The 15,678-nt window shown below is 69.5% G+C and carries 8 protein-coding genes; 7 read left to right on the forward strand and 1 reads right to left on the reverse strand.

Annotation, left to right across the window (positions count from 1 at the left end):
• Window positions 1-96: 96 nt before the first annotated feature.
• The gene (locus tag ABZV31_RS02260) at window positions 97-1,131 is read right to left on the reverse strand and encodes a LacI family DNA-binding transcriptional regulator (protein WP_355886885.1); all 1,035 of its coding nucleotides are present in this window, start codon (window positions 1,129-1,131) and stop codon (window positions 97-99) included.
• 458 nt (window positions 1,132-1,589) lie between these two features.
• Between ABZV31_RS02260 and ABZV31_RS02265 the strand changes: the two genes are divergently transcribed.
• From ABZV31_RS02265 to ABZV31_RS02295, 7 genes are all read left to right on the forward strand, one after another.
• The gene (locus ABZV31_RS02265; protein ID WP_355886887.1) at window positions 1,590-2,864 is read left to right on the forward strand and encodes an extracellular solute-binding protein; all 1,275 of its coding nucleotides are present in this window, start codon (window positions 1,590-1,592) and stop codon (window positions 2,862-2,864) included.
• Between the two features lie 100 nt (window positions 2,865-2,964).
• Complete coding sequence (locus ABZV31_RS02270; protein ID WP_355886890.1) at window positions 2,965-3,969, forward strand: sugar ABC transporter permease; 1,005 nt, start codon at window positions 2,965-2,967, stop codon at window positions 3,967-3,969.
• 13 nt (window positions 3,970-3,982) lie between these two features.
• Window positions 3,983-4,894, forward strand: a complete 912-nt coding sequence (locus ABZV31_RS02275; protein WP_355886892.1) for a sugar ABC transporter permease — start codon at window positions 3,983-3,985, stop codon at window positions 4,892-4,894.
• Between the two features lie 176 nt (window positions 4,895-5,070).
• Window positions 5,071-6,747 (forward strand): glycoside hydrolase family 13 protein, encoded by a 1,677-nt coding sequence (locus tag ABZV31_RS02280; protein ID WP_355886894.1) that lies wholly within the window; start codon window positions 5,071-5,073, stop codon window positions 6,745-6,747.
• A gap of 138 nt (window positions 6,748-6,885) precedes the next feature.
• Window positions 6,886-8,262 (forward strand): alpha-amylase family protein, encoded by a 1,377-nt coding sequence (locus ABZV31_RS02285; protein ID WP_355886896.1) that lies wholly within the window; start codon window positions 6,886-6,888, stop codon window positions 8,260-8,262.
• 237 nt (window positions 8,263-8,499) lie between these two features.
• Window positions 8,500-13,938 (forward strand): pullulanase-type alpha-1,6-glucosidase, encoded by a 5,439-nt coding sequence (pulA, locus tag ABZV31_RS02290; RefSeq protein WP_355886898.1) that lies wholly within the window; start codon window positions 8,500-8,502, stop codon window positions 13,936-13,938.
• A gap of 75 nt (window positions 13,939-14,013) precedes the next feature.
• Window positions 14,014-15,654 (forward strand): fused response regulator/phosphatase, encoded by a 1,641-nt coding sequence (locus ABZV31_RS02295; RefSeq protein WP_355886901.1) that lies wholly within the window; start codon window positions 14,014-14,016, stop codon window positions 15,652-15,654.
• The last annotated feature ends 24 nt before the right edge of the window (window positions 15,655-15,678 follow it).

Consider the following 15,678-nt stretch of genomic DNA (forward strand, 5'->3'; position numbering starts at 1 on the left):
ATCATCCCGTGGTCGGGTCCGGGCCGCATGTTCTTCACCCGGGAGACTCCGGGGCCCTCCTACCAGCGCACTGCACAGAGGCGGGAATTCTCCACCTTAGGGGCGATTCCGGTCCCCAGGGGCCGAAGCTGTCGAACCGCGCACCACCAGCTCCGGCATGAACACGAACTCGCTGTGCGGCGCGGGCGTCCCGCCGATCTCCTCCAGCAGCGTGCGCACCGCCGCCTGGCCCATCGCCGGGACCGGCTTGCGGATCGTCGTCAGGGGCGGGTCGGTGAACGCGATCAGCGGGGAATCGTCAAAGCCCACCACCGAGATGTCCCGGGGGACCTCCAGGCCCCGCTGCCGGGCCGCCCGTATCGCCCCCAGCGCCATCATGTCGCTGGCGCACACGATCGCCGTGCAGTCCCGGTCGATGAGCGCGCTCGCGGCAGCCTGGCCGCCCTCGAGGGTGTAGAGGGAGTGCTGGACGAGTTGCGACTCGATCTCTCCCGTGCTCAGGCCCAACTGGTCCTGCATCGTGCGCACGAAACCCTCGATCTTGCGCTGGACCGGGACGAAGCGCTTGGGTCCCAGGGCCAGGCCGATCCGCGTGTGGCCCAGCGACACCAGGTGCGTGACCGCCAGCGTCATCGCCGCCCGGTCGTCGGGGGAGATGAACGGCGCCTGCACCTTGGGGGAGAAGCCGTCGACGAGGACGAAGGGCACGCCCTGGGCCCGCAGCCGCTCGTAGCGCTCCATGTCGGCCGTGGTGTCCGCGTGCAGCCCGGAGACGTAGATGATCCCGGCGACCCCGCGGTCCACCAGCATCTCGGTCAGCTCGTCCTCCGTCGACCCGCCCGGGGTCTGGGTGGCGAGCACCGGGGTGTAGCCCTGCCGGGTCAGCGCCTGGCCGATGACCTGGGCCAAGGCCGGGAATATCGGGTTCTCCAGCTCCGGGGTGATCAGGCCCACCAGGCCCTCGCTGCGCTGCCGCAGCCGCACCGGGCGCTCGTACCCCAGGACGTCGAGGGCGGCCAGCACGGACTGGCGGGTGGTGGCGGCGACGCCCGGCTTCCCGTTGAGGACGCGGCTGACGGTCGCTTCGCTCACCCCCGCCTGAGCAGCGATGTCGGCAAGCCGTGTGGTCACAGGATTGGACTGTACCGGGCGTATCTCGCCTTGCACACCGATCGGGCGCCGGGTGCGGGCCGTCGAACGGCCCCCCGCGGGCTGCTGCGTCATCGCGTTCCCTCGTGTTCTGGTCGGCGTCCCGGTCCGCAAGGGGATGATTCCCCCGTTGCAACCCTACGGCAAGAGCTTGCAGAGTCTTGCACAAGTGTCCGATACCCCGTTGAGCGGCATGAAATCCGGGGAGTGCGGCAGGGGAACCGAGGTCACGGACGGGTAACTCTCATGATCACTTGCACTTTTTTTCTGCAAGGTCTTTCGCGGCGCTTACTTCGCTGTTACGTTCACGGTCGCCCGGCGGCCTTCCCCACTGCCTCAACGGCGTGGGGTACCCCCCATCGGCGCAGTCGGCAAGTCGGCAGGGGCGGCGGACGGGACCGCTCCCTGTGCACACGGGCTTTCACCCTCAAGGAGAACTCATGCGGCGTGGCATAGCGGCCACCGCGCTGGTGGCGTCCCTCGCCCTCGCGGCGACGGCCTGCGGCGGGAGCGACAGCGGCAGCGACAAGTCGGACGGCCCGGTGACCATCACCTGGTGGGACACCTCCAACGCCACGAACGAGGCGCCGACGTACCAGGCCCTGGTCAAGCAGTTCGAAGCGGCCAACAAGAACATCAAGGTCAAGTACGTCAACGTCCCCTTCGACCAGGCGCAGAACAAGTTCGACACGGCCGCCGGCTCCAAGGGCGCCCCGGACGTGCTGCGCTCCGAGGTCGGCTGGACCCCCGCCTTCGCGAAGAAGGGCTACTTCCTGCCGCTGGACGGCACCGAGGCCCTCGCGGACCAGGGCAAGTTCCAGTCCAGCCTGATCAAGCAGGCCCAGTACGACGGCAAGACGTACGGCGTGCCGCTGGTCACCGACACCCTCGCCCTGGTCTACAACAAGGCCCTGTTCAAAAAGGCCGGCATCACCGAGGCCCCCAAGACCTGGGACGAGCTGAAGTCCGACGCCGCCAAGGTCAAGGACAAGACCGGCGCCGACGGCTACTGGGGCTCCACCCAGGCCTACTACGCCCAGAGCTTCCTCTACGGTGAGGGCACCGACACCGTCGACGCCACCGCCAAGAAGATCACCGTGAACTCGGCCCCCGCGAAGAAGGCCTACGGCACCTGGCTGAGCCTGTTCTCCGGCAAGGGCCTGCACAAGGCCGACACCACCGCCGACGCCTACGCCCACATCCAGGACGCGTTCGTCAGCGGCAAGGTCGCCGCGATCATCCAGGGCCCCTGGGAGATCACGAACTTCTACAAGGGCTCGGCCTTCAAGAAAAAGTCCAACCTCGGCATCGCCACCGTCCCGGCCGGCTCCAGCGGCAAGGCGGGCGCCCCGACCGGCGGCCACAACCTCTCGGTCTACGCCGGCTCGGACAAGGCCCACCAGGAAGCGGCGCTGAAGTTCGTGAAGTTCATGACCTCGGCGAAGTCCCAGGAGACCATCGCCCTGAAGAACTCCACGCTCCCCACGCGGGCCGACGCCTACACCGCCCAGGTCAAGGCCGACCCTGGCATCGCCGGCTACCAGGGCGTCCTCTCCGCCGCCCAGCCGCGCCCGGCGCTGCCCGAGTACAGCTCCCTGTGGGGCCCGCTCGACACCGAGCTGCCGAAGATCGCCGGTGGCAAGGAGTCGCTGGACAAAGGCCTGAGCAACGTCGAGCTCGCGATCGCCAAGCTCGTCCCCGACTTCAGCAAGTGAGCCCGTGTGGCCGTCGGATCCCCCCGAACGGGGGAAAGGATCCGGCGGCCACCGGCCTGTGCCCAGGCCCACCCCCTGATCTTCCAGAAGGTGTCGAACCATGACAGTCGCCATCGACCGCGCGACCGGCAAGCGCCGCGGTGACCGCGCTCCGCGGCCCGGCCTGGGCCGGCGCCTGAAGCGCGGATACGAGAAGCACTGGTACGCGTACGCGATGATCGCGCCCGTGGCGATCGTGCTCGGCGTCCTCGTGCTCTACCCCCTGGTGTACGGGCTCTACCTGACCCTCACCGACGCCAACAGCCTCAACACGGCCCGCACGATCGGCGTCAACCACATCGACGCGACGTACAAGTTCATCGGGCTCGACAACTACAAGGACATCCTGTTCGGTCCGACCTCCTACGACCGGTTCTGGTCGCACTTCATCTGGACGATCGTGTGGACGGCGCTGTGCGTGGCACTGCACTACACGATCGGGCTGGCGCTGGCACTGCTGCTCAACCAGAAGCTGCGCGGACGGACCTTCTACCGGCTGATCCTGATCCTGCCGTGGGCCGTGCCCACTTTCGTCACCGTCTTCGGCTGGCGCTTCATGCTCGCCGACAGCGGCATCATCAACTCGGCACTCCATGCCCTGCACCTGCCGGCGCCGTCGTGGCTGGAGGACACCTTCTGGCAGCGGTTCGCCGCGATCATGGTCAACACCTGGTGCGGTGTCCCCTTCATGATGGTTTCGCTGCTCGGTGGGCTGCAGTCCATCAACTCCTCCCTGTACGAGGCCGCCGAGATGGACGGCGCCAATTCCTGGCAGCGGTTCAGGTATGTCACCCTGCCGGGGCTGCGGTCCGTCAGCTCCACGGTCGTACTTCTCGGCATCATCTGGACCTTCAACCAGTTCGCCGTGATCTTCCTGCTGTTCGGCAACACCGCCTCCGACGCCCAGATCCTCGTCACCTGGGCGTACTACCTGGGCTTCGGACAGCAGCCGCGTGACTTCGCTCAGTCGGCGGCCTACGGCATCCTGCTGTTGGCCATCCTGATCGTCTTCACCTCCTTCTACCGCCGCTGGCTGAACCGCAATGAGCAGCAGCTCGCGATCTGAGGCAGGAGTCCCCATGAGTACGACCACTGTTGAGACCTCCTCCGCGGTGACCAAGCAGAGCTCCGCCGGCGCCCCGCCGCGCAAAGCAGTCCGGCGCGGTAAGCGCAGCCCCGGCGCCTCCCTCGCCTCCCACGGCATCCTGATCGTCGCGAGCCTGATTGCGCTGTTCCCGGTCGCCTGGCTGGTCTTCCTGTCCCTCGGTCCGGACAAGGACGACTACCTGCACCCCGGGCGGATCTGGCACAAGATGACGTTCGACAACTACTCGTTCGTGCTACAGCACACGAACTTCTTCGACTGGCTGAAGAGTTCGCTGATCGTCTCGCTCGGCACAACGGTCATCGGTGTCCTCGTTGCCGCCACCACCGGCTACGCGGTCTCCCGCATGCGCTTCCCCGGCTACAAGAAGCTGATGTGGGTGCTGCTGGTCACCCAGATGTTCCCGATCGCGGTGCTCATCGTGCCGATGTACCAGATCCTGTCGGACCTGGGGCTCATCGACAGCTACCTCGGCCTGATCCTCGTCTACTGCTCGACCGCGGTGCCGTACAGCGCCTGGCTCCTCAAGGGCTACTTCGACACCATCCCGTTCGAGATCGACGAGGCGGGGCGGGTCGACGGGCTGACGCCCTTCGGCACCTTCGCGCGGCTGATCCTTCCGCTCGCCAAGCCGGGTCTGGCGGTCGCCGCCTTCTACACCTTCATCACCGCCTTCGGCGAGGTGGCGTTCGCCTCGACGTTCATGCTGGACGACACCAAGTACACCTTCGCCGTCGGCCTGCAGAGCTTCATCAGCGAACACGACGCACAGCGCAACCTCATGGCCGCCACCGCGGTGCTGATCGCGATACCCGTGTCCCTCTTCTTCTACCTCGTGCAGAAGAACCTGGTGACCGGCCTCACCGCGGGCGGCACCAAGGGCTGACCCCCGCTCGCAGAACACGGCTCCCGCGCGCCTGTCCGCGCGGGTGGCGGCCGCGGTCCCCCCAAAGCTCGTCGAGCAGGGGGATCCCCAGACCCCGCCGGCACCGCGGCCGCCTCGTCACCCGCCGCCGTACCCACGCCTGAATGACCCGAACTCCGTTACGCATCAAGGACGCCATGAGCCAGCAGCACTCCTCGGCCGAAACCTCCGCCGTCGCCACCGTCGCCCCGCGCCGCGACTGGTGGCGGGACGCGGTCATCTACCAGGTCTATCCGCGCAGCTTCGCCGACAGCAACGGCGACGGCATGGGCGACCTGGAGGGCGTACGCTCCCGCCTGCCGTACCTGCGCGACCTCGGCGTGGACGCCGTGTGGCTCAGCCCCTTCTACGCCTCGCCGCAGGCCGACGCCGGCTACGACGTCGCCGACTACCGCGCCGTCGACCCCATGTTCGGCAACCTCCTCGACGCCGACGCGCTGATCCGCGACGCCCACGAGCTGGGCCTGCGCATCATCGTCGACCTCGTGCCCAACCACTCCTCCGACCAGCACGAGTGGTTCAAGCGGGCGGTCGCCGAGGGCCCCGGCTCCCCGCTGCGGGAGCGCTACCACTTCCGCCCCGGCAAAGGGAAGAACGGCGAACTCCCGCCCAATGACTGGGAGTCCATCTTCGGCGGGCCGGCGTGGACCCGCGTCACCGAACCGGACGGCACCCCCGGCGAGTGGTACCTGCACCTCTTCGCCCCCGAGCAGCCCGACTTCAACTGGGAGCACCCGGCCGTCGGCGACGAGTTCCGCTCCATCCTGCGCTTCTGGCTCGACATGGGCGTCGACGGCTTCCGCATCGACGTCGCCCACGGCCTGGTCAAGGCCGACGGCCTGCCCGACCTCGGCTCCCACGACCAGCTGAAGCTGCTGGGCAACGATGTCATGCCGTTCTTCGACCAGGACGGCGTGCACGCCATCTACCGGCAGTGGCGCCGCATCCTCGACGAGTACTCCGGCGAGCGCATCTTCGTCGCCGAGGCGTGGACCCCGACCATCGAGCGCACCGCGAACTACGTCCGCCCCGACGAGCTGCACCAGGCCTTCAACTTCCAGTACCTCGGCACCTACTGGGACGCAGCCGAGCTGCGCACGGTCATCGACCGCACGCTGGAGGCGATGCGCCCGGTCGGCGCCCCCGCCACCTGGGTGCTGTCCAACCACGACGTGACCCGGCACGCCACCCGCTTCGCCAACCCGCCCGGCCTCGGCACCCAGATCCGCACGGCCGGCGACCGCGACCTCGGCCTGCGCCGGGCCCGCGCGGCCACGCTGCTGATGCTGGCGCTGCCCGGATCGGCGTACGTCTACCAGGGCGAGGAACTCGGTCTGCCGGACGTCGTGGACCTGCCGGACGAGGTGCGCCAGGACCCGGCGTACTTCCGGGGCGCCGGCCAGGACGGCTTCCGCGACGGCTGCCGCGTCCCGATCCCGTGGACGCGCGAGGGCTCCTCCTACGGCTTCGGCACCGGCGGCAGCTGGCTGCCGCAGCCGGAGAACTGGGGCGAGCTGAGCGTCGAGGCGCAGCAGGGCGTGCCCGGCTCGACGCTCGAGCTGTACCGCTCCGCGCTCGCCGTCCGCCGCTCCCACCCCGACCTGGGTGCGGGCGAAGCGGTGGAGTGGCTGCGGGCACCCGAGGGTGTCCTCGCCTTCCGCCGCGGGGAGTTCGTGTGCGTGGCGAACACGACCGGGGAGTCGGTCATCACGCCGGCGTACGGCCGCGTGCTCCTCGCCAGCGGCGAGGTGACGGAGGCGGACGGCAAGACCAAGGTGCCGGCCGACACGACGGTGTGGTGGACCACGGCCTAGAACGAGGACGCGGGACACACCTTCACATCAACTCCACATGGCCCGCTGTCCCGTTGGGGCGGCGGGCCTTTTACCATCTGCGGACAACATCTTGCTGAACTTTTCCGCAAGAGCCTTCAACGGAGAAGGAACCCCCACATGGCCATCCGCAGATGCCTTTCGGGCGCGCTCGCCCTCACCGCGGCAGCGTCGGTCGCCGTCGCGACCCCCGCATCCGCCTCCCCGCCCGGCACCAAGGACGTCACCGCCGTCCTCTTCGAGTGGAACTACGCCTCCGTCGCCAAGGAGTGCACCACCACGCTCGGCCCCGCCGGCTACGGCTACGTCCAGGTCTCCCCGCCCGCCGAGCACATACAGGGCTCGCAGTGGTGGACGTCGTATCAGCCCGTGAGCTACAGGATCGCCGGGCGCCTCGGTGACCGTACGGCCTTCCAGAACATGGTCAACACCTGCCACGCGGCCGGTGTGAAGGTCGTCGTCGACACGGTGATCAACCACATGTCGGCGGGCAGCGGCACCGGTACCGGCGGCTCGACGTACACCAAGTACGACTACCCGGGCCTGTACTCCGTTTACGACTTCGACGACTGCACCGCCCAGGTCACCAACTACCAGGACCGCTGGAACGTCCAGCACTGCGAACTGGTGGGCCTCGCCGACCTCGACACCGGCGAGGAGTACGTCCGCAAGACCATCGCGGGCTACATGAACGACCTGCTCACCCTCGGCGTGGACGGCTTCCGCATTGACGCGGCCAAGCACATCCCGGCGGACGACCTGGCCAACATCAAGTCCCGCCTGACGAACCCGAACGCCTACTGGAAGCAGGAGACCATCTACGGCGCGGGCGAGGCGGTCCAGCCGACCGAGTACACCGGCAACGGCGACGTCCAGGAGTTCCGCTACGCCTACGACCTCAAGCGGGTCTTCAACAACGAGAACCTCGCCTACCTGAAGAACTACGGCGAGGGCTGGGGCTACATGAGCAGCTCGGTCGCGGGCGTCTTCGTCGACAACCACGACACCGAGCGCAACGGCTCGACCCTGAACTACAAGGACGGCGCCAACTACACCCTCGCCAACGTCTTCATGCTGGCCTGGCCCTACGGCGCCCCGGACATCAACTCCGGCTACGAGTGGTCCGACGTGGACGCGGGCCCGCCCAACGGGGGTCAGGTGTACGCCTGTTGGCAGGACGGCTGGAAGTGCCAGCACGCCTGGCCGGAGATCAAGTCCATGGTCGCCTTCCGCAACGCCACCCGCGGCCAGTCGGTCACCAACTGGTGGGACGACGGAGCCGACGCGATCGCCTTCGGCCGCGGCAGCGAGGGCTTCGTGGCGATCAATCACGAGACGAGCGCGCTGACCCGGACGTACCAGACGTCCCTGCCGGCGGCCACGTACTGCAATGTGCAGAACAACACGCCGGTCACCGTGAACAGTTCCGGCCAGTTCACCGCGACACTCGGCACGAACACGGCGCTGGCGATCTACACGGGCAAGTCGGCCTGCTGACCCCGTTCCAGCCGGGCCGCCCGGCCCCTGCCCAGTTGGTCCGCCCGGCACTTGCCCGGCCGGGCCGGGCGGCCCGGCACTTGTCCATGGCCCCTTGAAATCTCTTTCCGTTGCTTTCAAGCCTCTTGCTGTAAACCTTTCGTCGGCGATACGGTCACGCGGGCGCCCGGCGACGCAGCCGTCCCGCGGCGCACGGGTCGGACCCACCTGAGCCGTAATCGCAAGGAGTTCACGCCTGTGATACCGAGATGGCCGGCGCCGCGGACGCGCCGCTTCCCCCACGGCAGACGTATCGCGTCCGTCACCGTACCCGCGCTCGCCGCCGCCCTCGTCCAGCCCCTCGCCGCCCGGGGCGCCACCCCGCCCCCGCCCCCGTCCGACGCGCGGCTCGCCGCCGCGCCCGCGCGGCACGACGACACCCGCGAGCAGTTCTACTTCGTCATGCCGGACCGTTTCGCCAACGCGGACACCTCCAACGACCGTGGCGGCCTGACCGGTTCACGCCTGGCCACCGGCTACGACCCCACCGACAAGGGCTTCTACCAGGGCGGCGACCTCAAGGGTCTGACCAAGCGGCTCGACTACATCAAGGGCCTCGGCACCACGGCCATCTGGCTGGCCCCCATCTTCAAGAACCAGCCCGTGCAGGGCACCGGCAGTGGGGGTACCTCCCAGGCGTCAAGCACTGGGGGAGCATCCGCCGGCTACCACGGCTACTGGATCACCGACTTCACCAAGGTCGACCCGCACTTCGGCACCAACAAGGACCTGACGACCCTGATCTCCAAGGCGCACGCCAAGGGCATGAAGGTCTTCTTCGACGTCATCACGAACCACACCGCCGACGTCGTCGACTACGAGGGCCAGTCCCACGACTACCTCTCCAAGGGCGCCTTCCCGTACCTGACGAAGGACGGCCGTCCCTTCGACGACGCCGACTACGCCGACGGCACGAAGAAGTTCCCCGCCGTCGACGCGGGCTCCTTCCCGCGCACGCCGACCGTCCCGGCCGCCAAGAAGGACGTCAAGGTCCCGTCGTGGCTCAACGACCCGACGATGTACCACAACCGAGGCGACTCGACGTACGCCGGCGAGAACGCCACCTACGGCGACTTCTCCGGGCTCGACGACCTGTGGACCGAGCGTCCCGAGGTCGTTCGGGGCATGGAGAAGATCTACGAACGCTGGGTCAGGGACTTCGGCGTCGACGGCTTCCGGATCGACACCGTGAAGCACGTCGACATGGCGTTCTGGACCCAGTGGGCGACGGCGCTCGACCAGTACGCCGCCGCACACGGCCGCCGGAACTTCTTCATGTTCGGCGAGGTGTACTCCGCCGACACCTCCGTGACGTCCCCGTACGTCACCCAGGGCCGCCTCGACGCCACGCTCGACTTCCCCTTCCAGGACGCGGCCCGCGCCTACGCCTCCCAGGGCGGCAGCGCCCGCAGGCTCGCGAGCGTCTTCGCCGACGACTACAAGTACACAACCGACAAGGCCAACGCCTACGAGCAGGTCACCTTCCTCGGCAACCACGACATGGGCCGCATCGGGTACTTCCTCAGGCAGGACAACCCGAAGGCGACCGACGCCGAACTGCTGAAGAAGGACCGGCTCGCCAACGAGCTGATGTTCCTCAGCCGCGGCAACCCCGTCGTCTACTACGGCGACGAGCAGGGCTTCACCGGCTCCGGCGGCGACAAGGACGCCCGCCAGACGATGTTCGCCTCCAAGGTCGCCGACTACCTCGACGACGACGAGATCGGCACCGACCGCACCCACGCGAGCGACTCCTACGACCCGAGCGGCCCCCTCTACCGGCAGATCGCCGCCCTGGCCAAGCTCCGCAAGGACAACCCGGCGCTCACGGACGGCGTCCAGACGGAGCGGTACGCGGCGGACGGCGCGGGAGTCTACGCCTTCTCCCGTACCGGTACCGACAGGACCGAGTACCTGGTCGCCCTCAACAACGCCGACCAGGCGAAGACGGCGACCTTCACCACGGGCTCGGCGGACATGACATTCCGCGGGATCCACGGGACCGACGGCTCCCTGCGGTCCGGCGCCGACAAGCAGGTCACCGTGACCGTCCCGGCCGGATCCGCCGTCGTCTACAAGGCGGACGGCAGGCTCGGCGAACCCGCCGGCAAGCCGACGATCACCCTCACGGCCCCGGCCGCGGGCGCCACCGGCACCGTCGAACTGAGCGCCGACGTCGACGGCGGACAGCTCAACCGGGTCGTCTTCGCCGCCCAGGTCGGCAACGGCGCGTGGAAGGTGCTGGGCTCCGCCGACCACGCCCCCTACAAGGTCACCCAGACCCTCGCCGAGAACGTCCCCGCCGGCACCGCCCTGCGCTATAAGGCGGTCGTCGTCGACTCGGCGGGCCGGATGTCCAGCGCCACGGCGACGTCCACCTCGGGCACCCCGCCCGCCAAGGAGGTCCCCACGGCGACCTCGCGCGACCACGTGGTCGTCCACTACAAGCGCACCGACGGCGACTACGCCGACTGGGGCCTGTACGCCTGGGGCGACCTCGCCGACGGCGAGTCGACCACCTGGCCGAACAGCCACCCCTTCGTCGGCCGGGACGCCTACGGCGCCTTCGCCTACGTCAAGCTGAAGCCGGGCGCCTCCCACGTCGGCTTCCTCGTGATCGACAAGGACGGGAACAAGGACGTCACCGCCGACCGGTCGATCGACGTCACCAAAACGGGTGGGGTCTGGATCGAGCAGGGCAGGGAGGCCGTACAGACGCAGCGGCCGGACTACCCCGCCCAGGACAGGACCAAGGCGGTCATCCACTACCACCGCGCCGACGGCAACTACGACGACTGGGGCATCCACGTCTGGACGGGCGCCGCGCACCCCACCGACTGGTCGAACCCCCTCGAGCCGGTGAAGACTGACGCCTATGGCGCGGTCTTCGAGGTACCGCTCACCGACGGTGCCACCAGCCTCAGCTACATCATCCACAAGGGCGACGAGAAGGACCTCTCCGCCGACCAGTCCCTGGACCTCACCGCGAGCGGCCACGAGGTGTGGCTGTTGAGCGGCCAGGAGAAGTACCTGCTGCCGCAGCCCGCGGGCAGCGCGGCCGCCCTCGACCTGAGCACCTCAAAGGCGATCTGGATCGACCGGAGCACGGTCGCGTGGAACGGCGCCGACGGCGCCGCCTCCACCCAGCTGGTCTACTCCCACGACGGCTCCATCACCGTCAAGGACGGGACGCTGACCAGCGACGACGAGCGCTGGCTGCGGCTGACCAGGACCACGCTCACCGACGCGCAGAAGACGAAGTTCCCGCACCTGAAGGACTACACCGCCTGGTCGATCGACCCGCGCGACCGCGACCGGGTCCGCGAGGCCCTGCGCGGCCAGGTCGTCGCCTCCCAGCGGGCCGCGAACGGCGCGGTGCTGGCGGCGACGGGCGTCCAGCTCGCCGGCGTACTCGACGATCTGTACGGCGCCGCGACGAAGGCGCAGCTCGGTCCGGCCTTCCACGACGGCCGTCCCACGCCGGCCGTATGGGCCCCGACGGCCCAGAGCGTCTCTTTGGACCTAAACGGCTCCACCGTGCGGATGCACCGGAACGACACCACCGGCGTCTGGTCCGTCACCGGCCCCGCCTCCTGGAAGAACAAGCCCTACCGCTACGTCGTGAAGGTCTGGGCGCCCACCGTCCGGAAGGTCGTCACCAACAAGGTCACCGACCCCTACTCGGTCGCCCTGACCGCCAACTCCGAGCGCAGTCTCCTCGTCGACCTGAACGACCGGTCGCTCGCGCCGAGCGGCTGGTCGACCCTGGCCAAGCCCAAGGCCGTACCGCTGCGGGACGCCCAGATCCAGGAGTTGCACATCCGGGACTTCTCCGTCGCGGACCCGACCGTCCCGGCGCAGCACCGGGGCACCTACCTCGCCTTCACCGACAAGGGCAGCGACGGTTCGAAGCACCTGCGGCAGCTGGCCAAGGCCGGCACCTCCTACGTCCACCTCCTGCCCGCCTTCGACATCGCCACCATCCCGGAGCGGAAGTCCGACCAGGCGACCACCGACTGCGACCTGGCCTCCTACCCGGCCTACTCCGACAAGCAGCAGGAGTGCGTGGCGAAGACCGCCGCGAAGGACGCCTACAACTGGGGCTACGACCCCTACCACTACACGGTCCCCGAGGGCTCGTACGCCACCGACCCGGACGGCACGGACCGTACGGTCGAGTTCCGCAAGATGGTCAAGGCGCTCAACCAGGACGGCCTGCGCGTCGTCATGGACGTCGTCTACAACCACACGGCGGCGAGCGGTCAGGCGGACACGTCCGTGCTCGACCGGATCGTGCCGGGCTACTATCAGCGGCTTCTCGCGGACGGCTCGGTGGCGAACAGCACCTGCTGTGCCAACACCGCGCCCGAGAACGCCATGATGGGCAAGCTGGTCGTCGACTCCATCGTCACCTGGGCCAAGGAGTACAAGGTCGACGGCTTCCGCTTCGACCTCATGGGCCACCACCCGAAGGCCAACATCCTCGCCGTCCGCAAGGCACTCGACGCGCTGACCTTGAAGAAGGACGGCGTGGACGGCAAGAAGATCATCCTCTACGGCGAGGGCTGGAACTTCGGCGAGGTCGCCGACGACGCCCGGTTCGTGCAGGCCACGCAGAAGAACATGGCCGGCACGGGCATCGCGACCTTCTCCGACCGGGCCCGTGACGCCGTGCGCGGCGGCAGCCCCTTCGACTCCGACCCCGGCGTCCAGGGCTTCGCCTCCGGGCTGTACACCGACCCCAACTCGTCCACGGGCAACGGGACTCCGGCCGAGCAGAAGGCCCGCCTCCTGCACTACCAGGACCTCATCAAGGTCGGCCTGACCGGCAACCTCGCCAAGTACCGCTTCACCGACACCGACGGCAAGGAGGTCACCGGCGCGGAGATCGACTATGGCGGCGCGCCCGCCGGGTACGCGGACGCCCCCGGCGACGTCCTCGCCTACGTCGACGCGCACGACAACGAGTCGCTGTTCGACGCGCTCGCCTACAAGCTGCCGAAGGACACCTCCGCGTCCGACCGGGCCCGGATGCAGGTCCTGGCGATGGCGACGGCGGCCCTCTCACAGGGCCCGGCCCTCTCCCAGGCCGGCACCGACCTGCTGCGCTCGAAGTCGCTGGACCGCAACTCCTTCGACAGCGGCGACTGGTTCAACGCCATTCACTGGAACTGCGCGGACGGCAACGGCTTCGGGCGCGGCCTGCCCATGGCGGCCGACAACCAGTCCAAGTGGCCGTACGCCAAGCCGCTGTTGAGCTCCGTCGGCGTTTGCTGCCCGCAGATCGACGGCGCCTCGGCGGCATACCGGGACCTGCTCAGGATCCGTACGACGGAGAAGGCCTTCTCCCTAGCCACCGCCGGGCAGGTGCAGTCCCAGCTGTCCTTCCCGCTGTCCGGGAAGGACGAGACACCCGGGGTGATCACCATGCGGCTCGGTGACCTGGTCGTGGTGTTCAACGCGACGCCCCAGCGGCAGGAGCAGCGCATCGACGCGCTGGCCGGGACGCACTACCGGCTGCACCCGGTGCAGACGTCCGGTGCGGACCCTATCGTCAAGTCCTCCTCTTACGAGGCGAAATCGGGCACGTTCGCCGTTCCGGGGCGCACTGTGGCGGTGTTCTCCCGGGCCGCGTGAACCGCGCACTACGTTGGTGGGGCGGATCCCCGGCCGGGGACCCGCCCCACCACCCCGGCCCGGGGGGCTTCGGACATGGATGGCAACGGCTGGCAGACGGACACGACCGTGATGGTCGTCGACGACGTGGCGGCCAGCCGGTACGCCATGGGCGCGGTACTGCGCCGCGCGGGCCATCGCGTGGTGCCGGTCGCGAGCGGGAGCGAGGCGCTGGTCGAACTCGACGTACGGCTGGGCGCGGGCACCCTGCCCGACGTGGCCCTCGTCGACGTGGGCCTGCCGGACATGAGCGGCTTCGAGCTGTGCCGCCGGCTCAGGGCCCAGCCACGCACGGCCGCGCTGCCGGTGGTCCACTTCTCCGCCGTGTCCGTGGAATCCGGCGACCGGTGCCGGGCGCTGGACGCGGGCGGTGACGCCTATCTGACGGTGCCGGCCGAGCCGCAGGAGATCCAGGCCGTCGTACGGGCCGCGGTGCGCGGCGCCCGCCGGCACTCGGGCGCCGGCACGCTGGTGCACCGGCTGACTCTGCTGTCCGAGGCGATCGTGAGGGTGCAGGCCGCCCGCTGCCTGGGGGAGCTCGCCGACGCGGCCGCGGAGGGCGCGGCCCGGCTCAGCGGAACGCACGCCGCCGCCTTCGTCGTCGGCCCGGACGGCGAGCTGCACGGGGGCAGGTCCCGCGGCGGCATCTCCCGCACGCTGCCCGGCGCCGCGCACGAGTCGGTGGCGCGGCTGATCGCACGGATCGCGGAGGGGCAGTCGGGCGTACACGCCACGGTGGTACCCGCGCCGCTGTGGCCGGCCGGTTGCTTCCGGCCCGGCGTCCAGGAGGACGCACGGCTGGTGCTGGCGCCCGCCCAGGACGGCACGACACCGGTGTGCATCGCCACCCCCGTGCGCCGCGTTCCCGTCCCGGACCCCGCGGACGACGCGCTGGTCGCCCGCCTCGCCGAGGCCGCAGCGCTCGCCGCCGAGCCGCTGCTGATGTACCAGGCGGAGCGGCACATCGCGCTGACCCTCCAGCACAGCTTCCTGCCCCAGCCGTTCCGGCTGCCGCACATGCCGGGCGTCGAGGTCGAGGTGCGCTATGTGCCCGCGTCCCGGGAGACCGAGATCGGCGGCGACTTCTACGCCGTCCTCGGCACCGGCGGCGGGGTACTCACCGCGGTCGGCGACGTCGTCGGGCACTCGCTGGAGGCGGCCACCGTCATGGTCGAGATAAGGCACGCGCTGCGCGCCTACTGCGTCGAGGAGAGCGACCCGGCCGCCCTGGCCGCACGGCTGGACCGGATGCTGCAGCACTACCACCCCGACGTCACGGCCACCGTCTGCCTGGTCCTCCTCGACCCCGGCACCGGCCGCGCCCGCGTCGCCAACGCGGGCCACATCCCGCCGCTGGTCGTGCGTGCCTCCGGCGGCGCCGCGTACGCGAAGGCGTGCGGGCCGCTGCTCGGGCTCGGCCTGGAGCGCCCGGCGCCGGCCGAGCTGCACCTCGCGCCCGCCGACCGGCTCCTCATGGTCACCGACGGCCTGATCGAGACCCGCGGCGTCGACCTCGCGACCTCCATGGACCAGCTGCGCACGGCCGCGTCCGGGGCGCCGCCCGGCGTCGGCGACCTGTGCGACATGCTGCTGGACCGCTTCGGCCACGACCGCGAGGACGACATCGCGATGCTGGCGCTGCGGCTGGGGGAGGAGCACCCCGGCGAACTAGGGTGAGCCCTGTTGCCGTAGAACAGGAGT

Origin of the sequence: Streptomyces sp. NPDC005202, from assembly GCF_040608235.1 — a bacterium.
GTDB lineage: Bacteria > Actinomycetota > Actinomycetes > Streptomycetales > Streptomycetaceae > Streptomyces.